Source organism: Poseidonibacter parvus, from assembly GCF_001956695.1.
Classification (GTDB): Bacteria; Campylobacterota; Campylobacteria; order Campylobacterales; family Arcobacteraceae; genus Poseidonibacter; species Poseidonibacter parvus.
On record NZ_CP019070.1, the window covers coordinates 2,392,957 to 2,414,794 of the forward strand.

Annotated in this window: 18 protein-coding genes; 3 read left to right on the forward strand and 15 right to left on the reverse strand. The window is 26.1% G+C overall.

All coding sequences use genetic code 11. The annotated features are described in order from the left end of the window. Window positions 1–106: 106 nt before the first annotated feature. The 3 genes from LPB137_RS11795 to LPB137_RS11805 are packed head-to-tail and all read left to right on the forward strand — an operon-like array spanning window position 107 to window position 3,009. Entirely contained in the window at window positions 107–1,270 is a 1,164-nt protein-coding gene (locus LPB137_RS11795; protein ID WP_083657255.1) for a hypothetical protein, read from the forward strand. A 1-nt stretch (window position 1,271) separates the two neighbouring features. Next, on the forward strand, window positions 1,272–2,651 hold the full coding sequence (locus LPB137_RS11800; RefSeq protein WP_076088304.1) for a cytochrome P450: 1,380 nt from the start codon (window positions 1,272–1,274) through the stop codon (window positions 2,649–2,651). 4 nt (window positions 2,652–2,655) lie between these two features. After that, window positions 2,656–3,009 (forward strand): hypothetical protein, encoded by a 354-nt coding sequence (locus LPB137_RS11805; protein WP_076088306.1) that lies wholly within the window; start codon window positions 2,656–2,658, stop codon window positions 3,007–3,009. A gap of 10 nt (window positions 3,010–3,019) precedes the next feature. Here LPB137_RS11805 and LPB137_RS11810 read toward each other — a convergent pair whose 3' ends face one another. The 15 genes from LPB137_RS11810 to LPB137_RS11885 are packed head-to-tail and all read right to left on the reverse strand — an operon-like array spanning window position 3,020 to window position 21,818. After that, the gene (locus LPB137_RS11810) at window positions 3,020–3,763 is read right to left on the reverse strand and encodes a Gabija anti-defense Gad2 family protein (RefSeq protein WP_076088308.1); all 744 of its coding nucleotides are present in this window, start codon (window positions 3,761–3,763) and stop codon (window positions 3,020–3,022) included. A gap of 22 nt (window positions 3,764–3,785) precedes the next feature. Beyond that, window positions 3,786–4,976 carry a capsule biosynthesis protein gene (locus LPB137_RS11815; protein WP_076088310.1) on the reverse strand — a complete coding sequence of 397 codons (1,191 nt, stop codon included), beginning with the start codon at window positions 4,974–4,976 and terminating at the stop codon, window positions 3,786–3,788. After that, the gene (locus LPB137_RS14670; protein WP_076088312.1) at window positions 4,977–6,074 is read right to left on the reverse strand and encodes a capsular polysaccharide export protein, LipB/KpsS family; all 1,098 of its coding nucleotides are present in this window, start codon (window positions 6,072–6,074) and stop codon (window positions 4,977–4,979) included. 2 nt (window positions 6,075–6,076) lie between these two features. Further along, on the reverse strand, window positions 6,077–7,942 hold the full coding sequence (locus LPB137_RS14675; protein ID WP_172802485.1) for a capsular polysaccharide export protein, LipB/KpsS family: 1,866 nt from the start codon (window positions 7,940–7,942) through the stop codon (window positions 6,077–6,079). Next, entirely contained in the window at window positions 7,935–8,762 is an 828-nt protein-coding gene (locus tag LPB137_RS11835) for a glycosyltransferase (protein ID WP_076088314.1), read from the reverse strand. Before LPB137_RS11835 ends, LPB137_RS14675 begins: the two co-directional genes overlap by 8 nt. Beyond that, complete coding sequence (rfbB, locus tag LPB137_RS11840; protein WP_076088316.1) at window positions 8,762–9,793, reverse strand: dTDP-glucose 4,6-dehydratase; 1,032 nt, start codon at window positions 9,791–9,793, stop codon at window positions 8,762–8,764. The genes LPB137_RS11835 and rfbB overlap by 1 nt, the downstream gene beginning before the upstream one ends. A 1-nt stretch (window position 9,794) precedes the next feature. Beyond that, a complete protein-coding gene (locus LPB137_RS11845) occupies window positions 9,795–10,622 on the reverse strand; it encodes a KilA-N domain-containing protein (RefSeq protein WP_076088318.1) in 828 nt (275 codons plus the stop codon). After that, the gene (gene rfbD / locus LPB137_RS11850) at window positions 10,622–11,515 is read right to left on the reverse strand and encodes a dTDP-4-dehydrorhamnose reductase (protein WP_076088319.1); all 894 of its coding nucleotides are present in this window, start codon (window positions 11,513–11,515) and stop codon (window positions 10,622–10,624) included. Before rfbD ends, LPB137_RS11845 begins: the two co-directional genes overlap by 1 nt. After that, on the reverse strand, window positions 11,508–12,092 hold the full coding sequence (gene rfbC, locus LPB137_RS11855) for a dTDP-4-dehydrorhamnose 3,5-epimerase (RefSeq protein WP_076088321.1): 585 nt from the start codon (window positions 12,090–12,092) through the stop codon (window positions 11,508–11,510). Before rfbC ends, rfbD begins: the two co-directional genes overlap by 8 nt. After that, window positions 12,089–12,979: a glucose-1-phosphate thymidylyltransferase RfbA gene (rfbA, locus tag LPB137_RS11860; protein ID WP_076088323.1), complete on the reverse strand. Its 891-nt coding sequence runs from the start codon at window positions 12,977–12,979 to the stop codon at window positions 12,089–12,091. Before rfbA ends, rfbC begins: the two co-directional genes overlap by 4 nt. After that, the gene (locus LPB137_RS11865; RefSeq protein WP_076088325.1) at window positions 12,976–13,617 is read right to left on the reverse strand and encodes an HAD family hydrolase; all 642 of its coding nucleotides are present in this window, start codon (window positions 13,615–13,617) and stop codon (window positions 12,976–12,978) included. Before LPB137_RS11865 ends, rfbA begins: the two co-directional genes overlap by 4 nt. Next, window positions 13,610–15,937, reverse strand: a complete 2,328-nt coding sequence (gene kdsB / locus LPB137_RS11870) for a 3-deoxy-manno-octulosonate cytidylyltransferase (RefSeq protein ID WP_076088327.1) — start codon at window positions 15,935–15,937, stop codon at window positions 13,610–13,612. Before kdsB ends, LPB137_RS11865 begins: the two co-directional genes overlap by 8 nt. Continuing rightward, window positions 15,930–17,594: a hypothetical protein gene (locus LPB137_RS11875; RefSeq protein ID WP_076088329.1), complete on the reverse strand. Its 1,665-nt coding sequence runs from the start codon at window positions 17,592–17,594 to the stop codon at window positions 15,930–15,932. Before LPB137_RS11875 ends, kdsB begins: the two co-directional genes overlap by 8 nt. A 6-nt stretch (window positions 17,595–17,600) precedes the next feature. After that, complete coding sequence (locus LPB137_RS11880; protein WP_076088331.1) at window positions 17,601–20,261, reverse strand: glycosyltransferase family 2 protein; 2,661 nt, start codon at window positions 20,259–20,261, stop codon at window positions 17,601–17,603. A gap of 18 nt (window positions 20,262–20,279) precedes the next feature. Beyond that, a complete protein-coding gene (locus LPB137_RS11885; protein ID WP_076088333.1) occupies window positions 20,280–21,818 on the reverse strand; it encodes a methyltransferase domain-containing protein in 1,539 nt (512 codons plus the stop codon). Between the last annotated feature and the right edge of the window lie 20 nt (window positions 21,819–21,838).

The following is a 21,838-nucleotide window of genomic DNA, read 5'->3' on the forward strand; positions in this document are numbered from 1 at the left end:
ATTTTTATCCTTGTCGTTAGATTATATCTTATTTACTTTAGGTTTTACATAAAACTTTTGGGTAAATTTTTATATAATATAAACAAATTATTAAATAAAGTTATAAATGAAAGAAATACAAGAAAGAGAAGTTTTTTATATAGCAGGATATGATCCAAGAGGTTATAGATACTACTATTCTTTATATAAAAAGAATGCTAAAAAACAAAATAAAATAAATAATCTTAATATAAAACTTTCAAAAACAAAGATAATCAATGATTATATTTCTTCATGTGAAATAACTACAGATAAAAAAACAAATACTACCTACAACTTTTTTTCATGGAATGATATAGTTAAACAAACTTGGGCTGAGGGTTTTTTACGAAATTTTATAGATACTCTTTATTTTATTAAGATGTACATGTTTACAGGAATTTATACAAAAGTTGCAAAAGAATCACCACGACAGATAATAGCTGGATCGTATCCTTTGGTTTATTTATTTATTACAATATTTACTACTGCTTATTTATCATTTTATAGTTATGAAATTCTTAGTGAGTATATGAATAATTTGATATCGGTAATCTTAGCTTTCGCTCTTTTTCTTTTAGGTATTAAACTCATTGAAAAAGTTGGTGATAAAGTCGCAGTTTTTTGGCTATCAAGAATTTATGCTTTTTGTGCAAGATTTTCTGAAAAAAGGGTTGAAAATATTGATGAAAGAATCGAACTATTTTCTAATCATATTTTTAATCAAATCAAAAACAATACAAATAGTAAAAAAGAATTTATTTTATCAACTCATAGTGTAGGAACTATTCTTGCTATTAGAATTACAAGTGATGTTATTAGAAAATGTGTGAAAGAAAATATAGATTATTCAAACTTTAAACTTTTAACTTTGGGAAATTGTTTACCTCTTGTATGTTATCAAAAAAAGTTTTTAGAATTTAGAGAAGATCTAGAACTTTTAGGAAAAACAAAAAACTTTACATGGCTTGATTATACTGCCACAATTGATGGTGCATGTTTTCCTATGGTTGATCCTATTGTTTCTTCTGGAATAAAAAGAGAAAAAGACTGTGGTCCAATATTATTATCTACAAGATTTTTTAAACTTTTTACAAAAGAAAACTACAAAAAAATTAAAAAAGAAAAATATAAAGCACATTTTTTATATTTAATGTCTACTGAACTTGCAGGAAACTATGACTATTTTGATATAACTGCAGGAAATAAAGCACTAGAAGACCGAATACAAAACTACAAGAAGGAAAAATAACATGGGACAATGTCCATTTCACCCAAAACCACACAAAAACAAAGCTTCACTTTTTACTACACTTTTTTTGAAAAGACGTTCATGGCTTGATGGCTTATATGAAAAAAGTTATAAAATGAAAATGGGTAGAGTTAAAATGCCTGGTCTTGATTTACATGTTGTAAATGATCCTAAAGAAGTACGAAGAATAATGGTTGATGAAGTAAGAGAATTTCCTAAAAGTGAACTATTACATGAATTACTAAATCCTTTACTAGGTGATAGTATTTTTACTACAAATGACAAAGTTTGGGAAAAACAAAGAGATCTAATCAAACCATCTTTTGAAATGACAAGAATTTCAAGAGTATTCACTCATATGAAAAATGCTGCAAATGATTTAATAGAACATTTAGACAAAAATAAAAGTGGTTCAGTTGTTGAAGTAGATGAAGAGATGACTTATACTACAGCTGATGTTATTTTCAGAACAATTATGTCGGAGCGATTAGACAGAGAAGAAGGTAAAAAAGTAATAAATGCTTTTATAACTTTCCAAGAAGAAACAGCACGTGCAGCTATGAGAAAAATGTTTTGTTTTCCAAGATGGATATCTTATTTTTTAGGTGAGAAAAGAAGATTAGCAGCTGGAGAGGAAATAAGAGTAGTATTATCAAATATCATAAAACCAAGATATGATGCAGTTACAAATGGAAAAGAAATTGAAAATGAAGATATTTTATCTTCTCTTTTACAAGTAGTAGACTGTGATACAAATGAAAGATTTTCTTTTGAAGAGATATTAGATCAAGTTGCTATGTTATTTTTAGCAGGTCATGAAACTACTGCTAGTTCTTTAACTTGGACACTTTACTTACTAAGTATGTTCCAAGAAGAACAAGAAAAAGCCTATGCTGAAGTTTTAGAAGTACAAGGTGAAGAAGAAGTAACAATTCAACATATACGAAAGATGAAATATCTTACAAATATATTCAAAGAAGCTTTAAGACTTTATCCTCCTGTTGGGTTCTATGCAAGAGAATCTAAACGTGAACATATTGTGATGAGGAGTAAGAATATCAAAAAAGGTTCAGCTATAGTTGTAGCACCATGGCTAATTCATAGACATGAAGAGTTTTGGGAAAATCCAAATGATTTTGATCCTAAGAGACATGAGAATCCTAAAGAAATCAAAAAAGACACCTATCTTCCTTTTGGTATGGGTGAACGTGTTTGCATAGGACAAGGTTTTGCTATGCAAGAATCAATACTAATACTATCTTCAATACTAAAAAATTATAAGCTAGAACTTGAAGAGGGATTTGTTCCAGATGTAGTTGGTCGTCTAACAGTACGTTCTGCAAATGGAATGAATATAATTTTAACAAAAAGAGAAAAGTAAAATAATGAAAGAAAAATTAGCTGGTACAATTCTACTTTGTGCAATAGTTCCACTTGCCGTTATTAGTTATCTTTTTATAGTAATTGTAGGAACTTTTGGAAAAGTATCAAGAGTAAGACAAGGTGTACGAGCACTTGATCACTTTGTAAATGCTACACTTTTTAATGGCTACGCATGGGAATCACTATCTTCTCATGCTTGGAGGAAACGAGATAAAAAATGGGCTAAAATTATCATAAAAATTACAGACTCTTTCCAAAAAGATCACTGCAAAAGAGCCAACAAAAGAGAACAAGTTGTAGTTGATTTAATTTTAGAAAGAAATCTTGATAAACAAACAGTTGGAAAACAGTTATAAAGTTCGCTTTTTATTTTCCAATTTCATCTTGCTTATCCTCTATATAATGACTAATAGCATCTTTTATATTTTCTAACTTATTTGGGTTTCCTTGAAGTCTAATAAAGTGTTTATCAATATCTTCATTTTCTTTTATTTTTAGATCTGCAACTTTTGAGCAAATATCTAAAAATACAGAATAAGGTACATCATCTCCACGTTTTAAAAAATGTATTGCTCTTTGTAGTGATACAAAAGGATTTGCACTAACTTTTTCTAGGTTATTTACTTTTGTATTGATATAGTTTATAAACTCTATTCTTAAATCACATTTTACAATAGTAAATAATCTTTTTTTTGTATCATAATTACATTCAAAAGCAATTTTTGTAGAATCAAAATCAAAGCCATCTACTAAAAAATTCAAAGTTGCATCTTTGAATTTTTCTCTAAATACAAGTTGATATAGATCGTTTTTATATCTATATGTATATGAGTTATTTTCATATTCAAAATAGTCTTTGTTTAAAGCATCGTTGATTAGTTCTCTATCATTGCTAACTGGAAAAATCATATCAAGATCTCTAAAAATATCAGACTTTATACAAGAGCCTGCTAAGAAAAATTTTATATTTCTTTTTTTAATATTTTTTATTAGTAGTCTTTGAAAAAAATCATTTAGTTTTATAGCTACATTATCTAGTCTATAATCAAAGGTACGTGATTGTTCATATGACAAAAGTTCTTGATACTCTTCCCAAAAATTATAAATCATTTATTATACTTCCTTTTTACAATTATAAGTAAAAGTTACTATTTACTTGAGTTGTTTGTATAAGATAAGCTCTATACTTTCTAAATAACTCTACATCTACTTCTTTATAATTTTCCCAAAACTCATCAATAGACATATCTTTTGAAATAAGTCCTTCTATATCATATATTGCATCACCTAAGCAAATAGTTGGTGTTTTATGATATAAAGAGGAAAGACCAACTGTACTATTTATCACAATAGTTCCAATAGCATTTTTTAAAAAAGTTGGAAGATGTACATCCCAAGTGATAATAACTCTATCTTTTATACCTAAAGTATAAGCAATATTTCTTATATACTTTGCGTGATTTTGTCTTCCTCTATCTACTGGATGATGTTTAAATACTAAAAGTTTATCTTTAGGTGCATTTTTAGCAAAGGAGTTTAATACTTCTTCTATAAATACATGAATAGTTTTATATTTAGAATGAGTCTTAATCTGAAAATCACCATGCGTTTGTAAAGGTACAAAATAATACTTTTTTGAAAGCTCTGTTTTAAACTTCTCATTTAGACCTTTTTCTTTTACTTTGTATATATACTTTCTAAAAACATTTAAACAACCAGATTTAAACTCATCCCATAAAGAAAAGTTTCTATGATGAATATAGTTCGGATATCTATAATAAAATAAGTTTGCTAACCAATAGTAGATTATAGCTTCTTTTGCCATCTTATTAAATGTTGGTTTGAATTTTACAGCTTGATTGATTTCTTTAATTAATAATTCATCAAGTTTAAAATTATCATAGAATTCTCTATTTTTAGGTTGTATACTATGTGCATTTACACCATGTTTTTCAAGTGTAATAAAATTTGGTCTAATATACCCCTCTTCAAATACAAATATTTCTATATTTATTTTTCTTGCAAGGTTTACAGCTATTGATTGATAAAATCTACAATCACCAAAAACAAATAACTTATCAATCTTATGTTTATCATAATAGTTTGAGATAAACTTACCCCAGTTTTTAGGAGTATCTTTATAGCCAGTATAGTTCTTTGAATTTGCAAAGAATTCATCTGCCGCATTGAATCCTATACGAAAAGTATTTGCTTTGTCTTTTGTGAATTTTTCATCTAAAGTATTGAAAAAACTTCCCATTGGACCTTGTAATAATAGTATGTTTTTATTTTTTACATCGCCAACTATTTTTTTTATTTTCATTTACTTCACCAAACTTAATATCTTTTGACTTAATCTACTTAAATATGAGTATATTTTACTCTTATATTTATATATTATATTATTATTTATCTTCTTTTTTTCTTTTTCTAATTCATCAATTAATGCACTTGGAGTACAATAGTTTAAAGTCTGCGGATTTACATATCTTGGATATAGTATATATACAGCACAAACTAGTTCATCAAGAGTTAGGATTCTGTTTCTTCTTTCACAAGTTTCTTTATCATCTGTCAATCCCCATCCCGCATAAAAAGGTAAACCATAAGTTACAACTTTCTTACCATAAAGAAGACCCTCAAATCCTGTAAGTGATGTCATCGTATGTACTTCATCAACTGCATCTAAAACAGATGACATACTAACATCAATGATTACTTCATCACAATACTTTAAAGCAAGTTTTTCTTCTATATTTCCTACCCTATTTCCACTTAATACATCTGGATGTGGTTTAAAAACTATATATGCTTTTGGATTGTCTTGCTTTACTTCTTTTAAAAGCTGTAAATTTGTCATTCCACTTGCACCATACTTTATAGAAGCATCATCTTCTACTTGACCTGAAACTAATATTTTTATTTTATCTTTTGGTAAAGATAACTCTTTATGATTTGAAGTGTTATATTTTGATATCTTTGTTTTTAGTATCTTTTCCCTTAACTCTTTAGCTTCTTTTAATAACTCTTGATTTGATTGAAAATCATAAGTTTTAAGTATAGTTTCTAAACTACTAGCTTGTGTAGGATCAAAGTATATACCTCCTTTATCTATTACAAGTGAATAAGGGCGTGTCAAATCAGAACCTAAACCAACAGATCTGATAAAACCATCTTCTATTCTAGTGATTTTTATATTACTTTCTTGAGCAAAGTTTTCTATATCTTTAAACTCTTTTCTTCCCCAAATAAATATTTCACTATTTTTATCTAAGCCTTTTTTTAATGCTAACTTATAATGAGTAGAAAGTATAGGATTAATAAAATGAATATTTTCATCTTTATACTCTTTTAAAAATGCTTTTACAAAGTTATGTTTCCAACGTGAGAAACCAAATAAGTATATTTCTTTTGATATCATTGTTAATTCTTTTTATTAGATATAATATAATTAATTATATCTAATATATTACTCTTTTTATTTGTGCATGGATTTTTATAGTTTGAATATAAAATATAAGATCCTATAAAAACTTCTTCAACAGATAATTTCCTTTTTCTTCTTTTAAATACATTTTTAACTCTATCATCTGTTATTCCCCATCCTGCGTAAAAAGGAACTCCAAAGCATATACATTCTTTACCTAATAAAACAGCTTCAAACCCCATTTGTGAAGTTCTTGTATAAACTTTTTCAAAATATTTTAATAAAGATATCGAATTCACATCTTTATCAATAATTTTACATCTCTTATTATGAAAATGAAATTCAAAACTATTTTTTTGTATTTCATCTGGATGAACTTTTATGTAAACTATTGAATCTGGATTTTCATTTATAGCTACGCTAACAATATCTTCTAATGTTGTATTATTTGTCAGTCCATACTTTAGTGATTGATCATTTTTGGCTTGTGCAATGACTAATACTTTTTTTTCATCATTAAAGTAATCTTTTGAAATGTTTTCTGAATGATTATATTTTGATATGTTATGTTCTAAAATTAAATCTATAGCTTCTCTAGCTTCTTCGATTATTTTAGGATTATTTTTGAAATCATAAGTATTTAAAATAACTTCTAAGTCACTAGGTTTTGTAGCATCATAATATATCCCAAGTTTATCTTTTACAGTTGAAAATGATGGAATTAATGATTTATCTAATTCTGTAGAACGTATAAAGCCATCTTCTAAAAGAGTTAATTTACCATTAAATAACTTACTACAAAAATAAGCAAATTTACCTGTAGGTTTTTTCCCCCAACCTTTAAAGTTTTTTGATTTAAATATTTGAGATATATTATAAATATAAAAATTCTTTTTAGAAATATCTTTTTTTAAAAGTAAACCTAAAATAAAAATAATTCTGTAAAAAAAGTCCCTTTTATAAAATGAATATTTAATCACGTTATAAATCTTTTTTATGCTAGATGTCTCTTTTGATAGATATTCTTGAAACTTTATCAATACTATCTTATCATTTTTAGGAAGGCTGTAATTTTTTAGAATATATGAGATTAATAAAAGGCGATTAGTTTTTATATAAGGTAGATAAAAATTTCTTTCTAAAATTGATTTTATAATATTTTTCAATTTTTTATTATTTTGTATCTTTTTACTATTATTACTGACATTAGTAGTATGAATTCTGTACTTTACTAATTTATTATCTAGAGTTATTCTTTTACCAAATATCTCATTTATTAAAGAAATCCAATAATCATGATTTTCTATATATACGGGAAAAGGTAATATTTTTTCTTTTAATGCTTTATTAAACATTATTGTATTGCCCATAACTCCACAAGGACCTAGAATATGTCCTAAATCTTTTTCTTTTTTTAATTTATATTTTCTATATTTAAAATATGAAGTATTAAAAATCTTATCTTCATCATTTATCATAGTCAAATCAGAATGTATTAATAAAGGCAAATCAATATTATTTTCTTCTTTTTGAATATTCTTTAGTAATAACTCTAGTTTTTGAGGTTCCCATATATCATCTTGATCACTTAATGCAATATATTTTGAGCTTGAAAGTTTAATCGCTTTTTCAAAATTTCTAGCATATCCTAGATTCTTTTCATTAATATATAGTTTAATAAAATTAAATTGTTTTAAATATTCTTTGATTATATTTACTGTATTGTCAGTAGAACAATCATCACATATTACAATCTCTATATTTTTATGAGTTTGTGTTATTATAGAATCTAACTGTTTTTTTAAATATTTTTCACCATTGTAAGTTGTCATTGCTATTGAAATTAGAACAATATTATTCATAAATAAGCTTTCCAAACTTTTTATTTCTAAAATCTTTTATTCCCAAAAAAATCATGTTAAATGATTTTATCTTTTCTTTTGAAAATAAAATATGTTTAATAAAGAATCTTTGAAGATACTTATCTCTTTTTAAGAAAAATTCTTTTTGTTCCTCTTTATATTTTTCTCTTAAATATAAATAGTTTCTCATCATATAATATAATCTAAAAGGTTTATATATAGTAATGTTTTTTTTGTTTTTAGTTCCTAATTCATGATTTATAGCAATTCTATAATCTTGTAATATTGTATATTTATTTTTAATTGTTTTAAAACAAAAATCATGATCTACTTCATCAATAAATAGTTTTTCTTCAAATCCATTTATTAACAAGGCTTTTTCTATATTTAAAATATTTCCAGATGTCATGACAAATGACTCTTCTTGATAATAATCTTTAATAAATTTTTTGTTATGAATTGGTGAATAAATCATTAGTTTTGATTTATTAGGTATCTTTGAAAAATAAGCTAGTAGTTTAGTAAAATCTTTTTTTATAAAAGAACTATCTTGATCCATAGTCATAATCCATTTAAAGTTATCATTAGCAGCTTGTTCTAATGCTAAATTTATAGCTTTTGAAATACCTAAGTTTTCACCATTGTGAAGTAATTTTATATTAGTTAGTTTTTGTAATTTTAATAAAAAATCATCTCTTATCAAAGAGTTACCAACTATATACAAGGTTTTTAAATCTCTTGCATATGTTAAAATATTTTCATAAACCTCTTTATAATTGGGTTTGTAAAGTATTATTATAGCTGCTAACTCTTCTTTCATTATTTGTATTTATCTAAATACCAATCAACAGTTAACACAATCCCAGTATCAAAGTTCTCATCAGCTTTCCAACCAAGTTCATCTTCTAGTTTTGTTGCATCAATAGCGTATCTTCTATCATGTCCTGCTCTATCTTCTACGAAGGTAATTAGCTCTTTATAAGAAGTTAGAGTTTTTGATGGAACTTTAGTATCTAAAATAGTACAAATAGCATCTACTATTTGAAGATTTGTTCTTTCATTTCTTCCACCAATATTATATGTATTTGCAGTCTTTCCTGTATGATAAACTATATCAATACCTTTACAGTGATCTAATACATACAACCAATCTCTAATATTCTTACCATCTCCATAAATTGGAATTGATTCATTGTTAAGTGCTTTTCTAATTATTGTAGGTATTAGTTTTTCATCATGTTGTTTTGGTCCATAGTTATTTGAACAGTTTGTTATTACTGTATTCATTCCATATGTTTCATTATATGCTCTTATTATCATATCACTTGATGCTTTAGAAGCTGAATATGGAGAGTTTGGTGCATATGGAGTAGTTTCAGTAAACAAGTCTTTTGGATCATCTGTAAGCGTTCCATATACTTCATCTGTTGAGATATGATGAAATCTACTTTTCTTGTAATCTGCTTTATAATTAAATGGTTTATCCATCCAGTATTTATATGCTACATCTATTAGAGTAAAAGTTCCATTTACATTTGTATTTACAAACACACCAGGATTTTTAATAGAGTTATCTACATGTGATTCTGCTGCAAAGTGAATTACACCTTGAATATCATATTCAGTAAATATAAACTCTACTAAATCACGATTACAAATATCACCTTTTATAAATTTATATCTAGGATTTTCTTCACACTCTTTTAGATTTTCTAAGTTACCTGCGTATGTTAGAAGGTCTAGGTTTATTAGATTATATTCAGGGTATTTATCTAGGAAGTATGGCACAAAGTTTGATCCTATAAAGCCTGCACATCCTGTTACTAGTATTGTTTGATTGTTGTTATTCATATTATTTTTTCTCCAGTTGGTCTATTGTCTTTAAACTTGTAATTGATTTTAGTTGTGTTATAGCCATATTATTTAATATTTCTAATCTTTCTTCTTGTTTTATATTATTTTTGATTAATTCAGCATTCATACTTTCCATATTAGATAAAACTACAAGTTGTTCTATACTAGAATAGTCTCTTATATTACCTTGTAGTTTTGGATTATGTTCTTTCCACTGTTTTGCAGTAATTCCAAATAATGCTACATTTAAGATATCTGCTTCATTTGCATATATAAAAGAGCTTTGAGCTTTTGTTATCTTTTGTGGTATAAGATTTTCTTTGATTGCATCAGTATGTATTTTATAGTTTATTTTAGCTATATTTCTTTTTAAATCCCAACCTAATTGATTTTTTTCTATTTCGTCATTTTTAAGTCGTTGAAATTCTTTAATTAAATATAATTTAAACTCAGCACTTACCCAACTTGCAAATTCAAATGCAATATCTTTATGTGCAAATGTTCCACCATTTTTACCTACTTTAGTAATAAGTCCTATTGCATTTGTAGTAGAAGTCCATTTAGTAGGAGATAGTGTAAAACTATTTGAACCAGCTTCATTTTTAAAGGAGTCGAATTCGACCCCTTTAAAATCATTATTATTAATAGTTTCCCAAAGACCTAAAAATTCAATAGTATTTTTGCTTCTAAGCCAGTTTTTGACTACATCTTTTGGTTCATCTTGATTTTTACTTCTAGCAATGTCAGTTAAGGATATAAAATCACTTTTATTTATTTTAGTTAATGAAACAGTTATATCTTTAACAAACAATTTATTTTGAGGCATTACTTTCTTTCACCCAGTTTTCTCAAAACTTTATCTAAACTATCTTTCCAAAAAGGAATAGTTATATTAAACTCATTTTTTATTTTTGCTTTATTTAAAAGTGAAAAATGAGGTCTTGCTGCTGGTGTTGGGTATTGATATGTCTCAATTGGGTTAATAGTACAATCAATCTTTGCCATTTTCATAATCTCTTTAGCAAAGTCATACCAAGAAAGTACTCCTTCATTTGAGTAGTTATATATACTTACTTTATCATTTTTTATATTTGGCAAGATATCTAAAATAGCTTTTGCAAGATCAGCTGCATTTGTAGGAGTTCCTACTTGATCAAATATTACACCAAGTTCTTGCTTTTCTTTTCCAAGTCTTAGCATTGTTTTAACAAAGTTATTTCCAAATGATGAGTAAACCCATGATGTTCTTATAATAATAGAATTTAATGGATTAATATTAATCATTTCATTTTCACCATCAAGTTTTGTTTTACCATAAACTGAGTTTGGGTTTGTTTGAAACTCTTCACAATATGGTTTAAAGTTTTTACCATCAAACACATAATCAGTTGAAATATGAATTAGTTTTATATTTAACTCTTTTGAAACAAGTGCTAGTTTTTTTACAGCTTTTCTATTTGTTAGGTCTGCATTTTCAACATCACTTTCAGCCTTATCAACTGCTGTATATGCTGCACAGTTTATGATTGAATTAATATTATTTGATTCACAGAAGTTTTTTATACTATCTTTACACGTAATATCTAGGTTTTCTCTTGTTGTAAAAAAGAAGTTATAAGAGTACTCTTTTTCTAGTTCTCTTATTTCACTTCCTAATTGCCCATTTGAGCCTGTTACTAGTATATTTAAAGTATTAGAGTTTGAATTATTTTTATTCATAGTAATTTATACCTGCTTCAAATATTTCTTTATTATCTTCTATATTAAATAGCTTTGGTTGTTTTGTATCTTTTTCTGATAGTTTTAACTCACCATGTTCTAATTGCCAGTTGATATTTAAATCTTTATCATCAAAGGCTATTCCTCTATCACATTGTGGGCTATAATAATTATCTACTTTATATGCAAATACTGTATCATCTTCAAGTACTACAAAGCCATGAGCAAAGCCTCTTGGAACTAGAAGTTGTTTTTTATTATCAGCTGATAATTCAACGCTCACGTGTTGACCAAATGTTGGAGAGTTACGTCTGATATCAACTGCAACATCTAATACAGATCCTTGGATAACTCTTACAAGTTTTGTTTGTGCATGAGGTGGTAGTTGATAGTGAAGTCCTCGCAAGACCCCTTTACTTGATTTTGATTCATTATCTTGGCAGAAGTTTATTTTATATCCCAATAATTCTTCAAGTTTATCTGCTCTAAAAGTTTCTACGAAGTAACCTCTATGATCTCCATGAACAGTAGGTTCTACTATAACTACATCAGGTATTGTTGTTCTTATGAAATTCATCTAGCTACTTTTCCTTCTTTTACTCTTTTAATTAGGTATTGACCATAGTTATTCTTTTTAAGAGGTTGTGCTAATTCTAAAAGTTTCTCTTTAGTTATATAACCCATTTCATAAGCTATTTCTTCTAAACAAGCAACTTTAAGACCTTGTCTATGTTCAATAGTTTGAATAAAGTTAGAAGCTTCTAGCATAGATTCATGTGTTCCAGTATCAAGCCAAGCGTATCCTCTTCCCATTAGTTCAACTTTTAATCTTTCTTCTTTTAGGTAATCTTGATTTAGTGTTGTAATTTCTAATTCACCACGATCAGAAGGTTTTACTTGTTTTGCTTTTTCTACTACATCAGAAGGATAAAAGTAAAGTCCTACAACTGCGTAGTTTGATTTTGGTTCAAGTGGTTTTTCTTCGATTGAAGTTACATTACCTTCATCATCAAATCCTGCAACTCCATATCTCTCAGGGTCATTTACTCTATATCCAAATACTGTTGCTTTATTTTCATCTTTAGCATTTTTAATTGAGTTAGCTAAAAGGTTAGTCATTCCATGTCCATAGAAGATATTATCACCTAAAACTAAACAAGCATCATCACCATCTAGGAATTTTTCACCTAGTGTAAAAGCTTGTGCTAATCCATCTGGGCTTGGTTGAACTATATATTCAAATTTCATACCAATATCAGAACCATCACCTAGAAGTTCTTCAAATCTTGGAAGATCATGTGGAGTTGAGATAATTAATACTTCTTGAATACCTGCAAGCATTAAAATTGAAAGGGGATAATATACCATTGGTTTATCATAGATTGGAACTAGTTGTTTTGAAACTCCCTTTGTGATTGGGTATAGTCTTGTTCCACTTCCTCCTGCTAATATAATTCCTTTCATTTTTGCTCCTTTATTACTTTTTTGAAATCATTAAAGTTAGATATATAACTACCTAATTTAATAAGTTCCATATTATTGAACCCATAGAACTTAATATTATTAGCTACCGATGCTTTATAATCAGTTATACTATCACCAATGAGAATACATTCTCTTATATTATATTTATATTTAGATAAAATATTCTTTACTAAGTCATTTTTATGAGTTGGAGAACCTTCTATTGTCTTAAAGTATTTACTTAGACCTAACTCTTTACATAGGAAATTCAACTCTTTTTCTTCTGAACCTGAAACAATATGAAAATTGTAATCTTTATAGTTTTTTTCTATAAATTCTACTGTTTGTGAAATAAGGTATTTTTCATCTACTAATTTTTCTTTCATCAATATAGAAAATTCATTTGCAAAGTTGTTTATTTCTTCTTGTGAAATAGATTTATTTAGCATATTTTCATATAGGTGTTTTATTTTTACAAATCTTGATAGTCCTGCATTATATCTATGATATGTGATAAATTCATCTATTATATTTTGAGAATTAGTAGCTTGTTTAGCTATTAATTCAAAGCCTATATCTCTTACTGCCATAGAGTCAATTATAACTCCATCAAAATCCCAAAATATTGTTTTAGACAATTTTACAATCCTTATAAAGTGGAAAAAGTTTATCTTCTTTCATCATATCTCTAACTATTTCTAAACCTTCTTGTGTATCAACACTTATTGCATCACTTTCAACTTCAACACCTTTAATCTTATATCCATATTCCATTGCTCTTAACAACTCATGTGATTCAATATAATCATATTCAGTTTGTTCTAATTTTTCATAAATTTTTAGCATTTCTTTAGTATATGTCATTATGTGATAAGCTTTTAAAAGATATTTTGCTTTATTTCTACATTCAGAAGGGATATCACTTCTTGATATATACATCACTTCTGATTTTTTATTTAAAACTATTTTAAAATCTGAACAAGAATTTCTTTTGCTATATTTATTATATAAAAGAGAAATATGACAAGAAGGATCTTTTATAAGTGCATTTACTCCTTCTGTTATATAATCAGGATTAACTAAAGCTTCATCTCCATTAATTAATGTATAAATATCAGCTTCAATATGTTTAGCAACCTCTATCATTCTTTCACTACCATTATTATGATTTATAGAAGTCATAATTACTTTTCCACCATATTTTTCAACAACTTTTTTTATTCTTTCATCATCTGTTGCTACAATTACTTCATCTAAATTTTTGTTCATTGAAACTCTTTTTAGAACATGCACAATCATTGGTAAACCTACTATATTAAGTAAAGGTTTTCCAGGTAATCGTGTTGATCCATATCTTGCAGGTATTACTCCAACTATTTTTGGTTTTGATTTTGATTCAAATAGTGATGAAGTGATAAAATCTATTCTTATTGATTGTGATAAAATTTTTATAGCATTTTGTATTGATTCGTTTAATTCATTTATTGACTTAGTATCTATTAGACTATCTTTTTCATCATAAGTATAGTTTTCATTTGTAGTACTAAAGCCATCTACACCTGCTATATTTACACTTGCAAATTGATTTTTAATTAAATAATTTATCATCATAACAGCTGAGTTATCATTGTGTAGGTTTTCTATATGACTTAGTGTTTTATACTCAACTTTATATTTTGCTTTTGATTTTATATTGTTTGAAACGATAACTTTGTTATGATCTAAATCATCACTAAATTCATTGTATCTTTTTTGACTACTAAAAAAGTAATAATCAGGTGTTATGTCTTTTGGAATATGATTTAATGAAATCATTAAATATTCTTTTTTATTATTTTTAATCTCATCTATCTTTTCATTTAGATTTTTTCCAGAACCTAAAAGCAATACTTTTTTATCTTTGCTTAATAATGGTTCATTTATAGTTTCTTGTTTATTTTCATTGTAGTTTATATATAGTTTTTCTATATATTGTTTGTTGTATTCATATTTTTCATTGTCAGGTACTTGTGCCATGATACGTTTGATTTCATTGATTGTAAGATGTTTTGTATCTAATAAATATGAAGCATAGTTTGGATGACACTCTAAAGATGCTGATAAAAAGTGAGCTAATGAATAACCCCATCCTTGAGTTTTGTATATATTATAATAATAACCATCTATTAGTTCAAGTATTTCTTCAATATTATATTTTAGGTTTATTTTTTTATTAATAAAATCTGCTAAAAGTTCTGTATTAAGATTTCCTGCACCTCTTCCCATACCATATACTGATGAATCTATTATGATATTTTTGTTTTTTGCTATTTCTATAAAAGTTATAGCAATAGAATAAGATAGTTGCATATTGTTATGTGAGTGAAAACCTAATGAGATTGTATCATCTAGTATTTTATCCATATCTTCATATAGCTTTTTAAAATCATCTGAAAACATAGAACCTTGTGTATCTACTACGTATACTGCATAAGGTTTTAAGGGATTTACAGTTTTAAGTAAATATTCTAATTCTTCTTTTGTATAACTAAGTGTTGATATAGGTTGTATAAATAGCTCATAACCTTTGGCTTTGATTTTAGGCATTTCTAAAAGTGCTTTTTGAAAATCAGATTTTCTAAAAGAAAATCTAATTCCTTTTACTTTACTATCTTTTGTAAGTTCTGGCAAAGTGTCTATATCATATTTTGTATATTCTACCATTGCTACTAGCATTTGATTATCTTTGATATTAATATCTTTTACAAGATTTTCGAGGTCTTGCATAGATTTAAATCTAGTACAATTTTTACTTTTACCTTTTTCTTTGTCTAAGAAACCACATTCTACTATCTCTATATTTGCATTTATAAGTTTTTGGATTGTTTTAAACGAATCTTTATCATCAAAAGCCCAGTTGTTTACATATCCACCATCTCGGAGTGTACAATCTAGAATATTTATGTTTATTTTACTCACTTTTAATTCCTTTTCTATTTTCTTTTATTCCATGTCTATAAAAATGGAGTAAAGGATTTACTTTTGCTTTTTTAATATCTGGATATTTTTCAAGATAATAAAATGTGTCAAAAATATCATTGATACTTAAGTTCATTTTACGCCAATTATTAATATAGTGTATAATCGGATCAGTAGATAAATCTTCAATCATATTATTTTTATGATAATCTTTCCAACAGATATCATAACCTTTCAGTTCATTAAATTCTTTAATAATATGACTTTCAGGAACTATATAATCTTTAAAAATTGTATCTCTTAATTTTTCTATTTTTTCTGTTGGAACATCTATAATTTTTATATTTGTACCTTTAATTTGATTAAGTACTTCTGCTGTTAGATTATAGATGTGTTGCCATGGGATGTAATAACTGTCAAAACTATCATCAGGTTTCCCTTTTTCTTTTATATCTATTATCATTGAATGATTTGCACATTTTATAGTATTAGTATTAATTTCTCCAAAAAGCCATAGTTTTGAATTAGAGTGTAAAACTCCAGGTTTTTTACAAAATCTTAAAGGAATTATACTTGATGTTCCTGCAGATGTAATAAATAGATTTATAGTACTACAATAACATATTTTAGTTTTATAGTCTTTACCAATTAAAGAAGTTAAATTTATTGATTTGTCTTTGATAAAAGCTTCATCTAAGTTTTTAAATATTTCTTCTTCTTCTTTATTTTGTATAGTTAGTCCATCCTCCGCTGTCATTCCATCTATATATATTTTTATTGTCTTAAAATATTTCTTTAATAAATTAACAATATTAATAAAAGCTTCATTTTGGTCTATCCAAGATCTTTTTTCTACTGATATTGAAAACCATAAAATCAAATCAAAATCTTCTTTCCTCACAATCTTGTCAAAATCTTTCATGGATTGAGTATATACTGAATGTTCCATCCTCTCATCAATTTTTTCGATTACCTTCTCAAATTCTAAGTTTCTATTTCCTTTTTTAAAACGGCTGATTCCATGCATAAGAGAAGGAATTAAATAAACTCCATCAGATATGATTCCCTTATCAAAATTCTCTGGTAGAAAAAAAGTTTTTTCACATAGAATTTTTTTAGGGTAGTTGTTTTCTAATAGATAAAGATAATTTATTTGATCATAGAAATGATGATAAGGTCTTGGTTGCTGAAGTCTAAACCCTGCAAATTTTACATTATATTTTATTGATTGTAGAGAATTAATAAATACACTTTCTATTTTATTAAGACTTGAAAGAACTATATTTGATTCTAATATAGATTCACTACGGTAGATATTATCCATAGTAACTATAATATCTACCATTCTTACAAGCTGTCCTAAAATCCATGGATTTTCTAGATTTTCATCTGCAAATATTACGAAATTGGATGTTCCAATTTGAGTACTCTCTATAGCTCTCGTTTTTAAGTTTGGAATAATAGGGTGATCTAATTCTAAGTATTCTTGAGAAATTATATCTTTCCAAAAATTAAGGAGTTTATTAAAGTCTTTATTTTTTTGCCATTGATATAAGTTAGATATTTCATCTTCTTTTATATTAATATATTCTTTTACAATATATTCATCTTCCCAATTTTTTATTTTTTTTAAAATCTTTTCTATTTCTTTACTCATATTTAATTATCCCTCTACCTCAAAATTCTCATGATCTAATGTTAAATTTACATTATAAAATGGATCTCCTTTTTTAAGGAATTCTTTATGTCTAGTTTTTATAAATTCTATTTCCTTATTAAATCTTTCTATTTTTTTTGAATTATCTTCAGCTCCTCTAGAGATTGATTCATGATGATAAGCTTCACAATATGGTGTAAAAATATTTTTGTAACCTTGTTCTTGTACCCGTAAACAAAAATCAACATCATTAAAGGCAATTTTTAAATCTATTTCATTTAGTCCCTTTACTTCATCAAATATCTCTTTTTTTACCATAAGACAAGCTGCTGTTACAGCAGAAAAATTTTGAATTAAATTAAGTCTAGAAAAGTATCCAGGATCTTCTCTCTCAAAATATTTATGAGAATGACCTGCTATTCCTCCAATACCTATTATCACTCCAGCATGTTGAATTTGTTCATTAGGGAAGTATAACTTAGCACCAACACACCCAACTTCTTTTCTTTGAGAATGCATTAGCATTTCTTCTATCCAACGTTCAGATATAATTTCTATATCATTATTTAGAAGAAGTATATGTTCACCATTTGCATAAGTATTAACAGCATGATTATTAATATCTGAATAATTAAAAGGTACATTGTATTCATAAAATTGAATTCTATTATCAAGATTCTTTAATCTATTCATTTCATCAAAAGTTTCTGATTCCTCACTGTTATTACTGATTCCTATAATTTCATAATTTTGATATGTAGATTTATCAAGGATTGATTCAATACACATTTTTAGTAATTCTGGTTTATCTTTATATGGTATAACTATACTTACAAGAGGATTGTTTTCTATTTCATAAGCTACTTTATAAGTTCCTGGATATTTACCATTTGATGCCATTGCTTTTATATTTCTTCTCTTCATTGCATTATTAAGTGCTTTTGTTCCTGCTTCTTGAGCATAGGATTTATCACTATATTCAGCTGCTGTAGAACCTGGAATTTTTCTCCAATGATACAATACTTTTGGGATATGAACTATATTATTTGTATGTTCTAATACTTTTAGATATAAGTCGTAATCTTGTGATCCTTCTAAACCAATAGCCCAACCCCCAACTTTTTCAATAAGAGCTTTCTTTATTACGCCTATATGACTTATATAATTTTGTGATAAAAACATATCAGGTGCATAGTCTGGTTTAAAGTGAGGTTCTGTGAATAAACCATCCATTTCTAGTTTATCTTCATCACTGTATATAAAGTCTGCATTTTTTTCATTGATTACTTTTACTATTTCATATAAAGCATCTGGAGTTAATTCATCATCATTATCCATTAGTAGTATATATCCTCCTGATGTTAAGGTTAGTGCTTCATTTGAAGCTCCTGAAATATTTAAGTTTTTTTCTAAAAACTTAATTTTAATTTTATCACTATCTATTGTTTTTAAATATTCTATTGTCTCTTTTTTTGTACTTTTATCATCTACAATACATAGTTCCCAATTTTTATACCATTGATTATTTAAAGATTGTATTGCCAGGTGAATCCATTTTGTATCCACATTATATACTGGCATGACTATTGAAATTAAAGGTTTATAATCAAATTTTTCTAATTGATTTTTTATATCTTCTGTTAATTCAGGATTTATATATGTATATGTTTTATTTCCAGGTATTTTTCTTGAACCAGAAAGGATCTCTGAAATACCGAATAGAAGAAAATGCTCATAAGGAGATTTTATACTATTACTTTTTAATGCCTCTAATATATCATTATTAGATAAAAGATATAAAGATTCACTAATAATAGGTAAATCATTATGTATTCTTCTTTGTCCAAACCTAACTTCATTTATCCCATTTTGTATAAAATGTTCAAAACCATTTTGAAAATCATTATTTTGAACAGCATTTTTAATATCTATATTTGCATCTAAATATGATTCTTCATTAAAAACTAATTTTATTTTTTCTATCAAACTACTATTTAGATCAAAAGGATAATATCCACCAATATTTCGTTGTAATGCTAAAAATTCTTTTGCTCCATTTTCAATAAAATGATTAAATGCTGAATCAATACCTTGATTTTCCAAAGCATTTTTAATATCATTATTTAATCTTATATATTCATTTTCTACAAAGAATGGAAATTCTATTCCTAATCTTCTTTTACTTTCTTTTATTTCAATCGCACCATATAAATTAAAATGTTCTGAAGCATTTTGAAAAATTTTGTTTTCAATTGCTTCACTTATATCTGGATTAGCTAATAAATAACTTTCTTCATCTACATAGCTAAAAAGATCTTCTTTTATAACTGCAATATTTAATTCTTTTTCATTATAGCTTCCTGATAATCTCAACTCTTCACTATTTTGAAACCTATTCTCTTTTTTACCAAATAATATATAATGACTAAAAGAATCAATTTTATCTATTTCTACATCTTTATAATATTCTTTATACCAAATAGGATCAAAATCTTTATTTGGTTTCCTATTTTCTTTTATTCCGTAATTAACATAATGATCTATGGGTAAAATATCTGCAAGTCGTACATCTCTATATTCTTTTAAATAATAAATTTTATCAAATAGTTCACTTTTTTCTATTCTTTTTTTTAGTTTTTTAATTTTATTTTTTTCTTTATTAAACATTGTTATTTTCCCTTAAGCCTATTTCTTCATTTCTTTAATATGTATAATATCTGATAATAACTCTTCAATATTTATAGTTAGACTCGAATTTTCTTCTACAAGTTTTGTATTTTTTTCTTTTTCTACTTCTATCTCTTGTATTACTAATTGTTTTGTTTCTTTTACTATTTCTAAATCATTTAATATCTCGTCCATATTTTTATTTAGATTTTCTATATCTTGTGTTTTTTGATTATATTCATTTTCTAGATTATCTTTTTGAGTGCTTAACTCTTGGATTGTAGAATTTAGATTCGAATTTTCTTCTACAAGTTTTGCATTTTTTTCTTTTTCTACTTCTATCTCTTCTATTACTAATTGTTTTGTTTCTTTTACTATTTCTAAATCATTTAATATCTCGTCCATATTTTTATTTAGATTTTCTATATCTTGTGTTTTTTGATTATATTCATTTTCTAGATTATCTTTTTGAGTGCTTAATTCTTGGATTGTAGAATTTAGATTCGAATTTTCTTCTACAAGTTTTGCATTTTTTTCTTTTTCTACTTCTATCTCTTCTATTACTAATTGTTTTGTTTCTTTTACTATTTCTAAATCATTTAATATCTCGTCCATATTTTTATTTAGATTTTCTATATCTTGTGTTTTTTGATTATATTCATTTTCTAGATTATCTTTTTGAGTGCTTAACTCTTGGATTGTAGAATTTAGATTCGAATTTTCTTCTTTTTGAATATTTAACTTATTTTTTAGTTCTGAGATGTATTCTAAAATCTTTTTTATAAAAGGAATTTCATTTAAGAAGATACTATTGTCTTCTGCCAATTTATTAGGAAGTCTTCCTTCTAAAATACCATGATTTAGAAAATGCTCATAAGGATTTATTATAGACTTATCAATATCTAAATATTGTTTTAAATAATAAATTTCATCAAACTTAAGCAAGTTGAATAATTCTTTATGATTATTTTTTATATTGTGTGATAAATTATTTCTTTTTGTATAGATACCATTTTTAATTCCCCAAAAATATAAATCATGACTTTCTTTATTTACTAAAAATTGATATTTATAAAAATACTTCTCTATGTCATTTCCAAAAGTTATTTTTATATCATCTTCAACTAGATTTTTATAATAATCTTGCCAAGATTCATCACTTTGAAGTAAAGGTGCTGATTCCGGTTCACTTCTTCTTGTGCCATGTTCAGGTCTTCCTTCTGTTGCACATGAAAAAAGAAATAATCCACCAGATTTAAGCATACGATACATATTTTTTATACTTTGTTCATAATACATATCATGTTCAAGCATTTCTGTACTAATTATTGTATCAAATGTAAATTCTGGAAATTGGAGTTCATGTGCTTTTTGTACTATATCAACGTTTTTACCTTCTCCAATATCTACTCCAATATATTTCACTCTTTCAAATAAATATTGATTATTTCCATTGATGTCTAAAGAACCTACATCCAAAACAAATGTATCTTTAAAATAATCAGGATAAAGTTCTCGAACTTTTTCACAAAAATCAATTTGTTCTTTATGTGCCATTTTATATTTCCTTCTTTCTA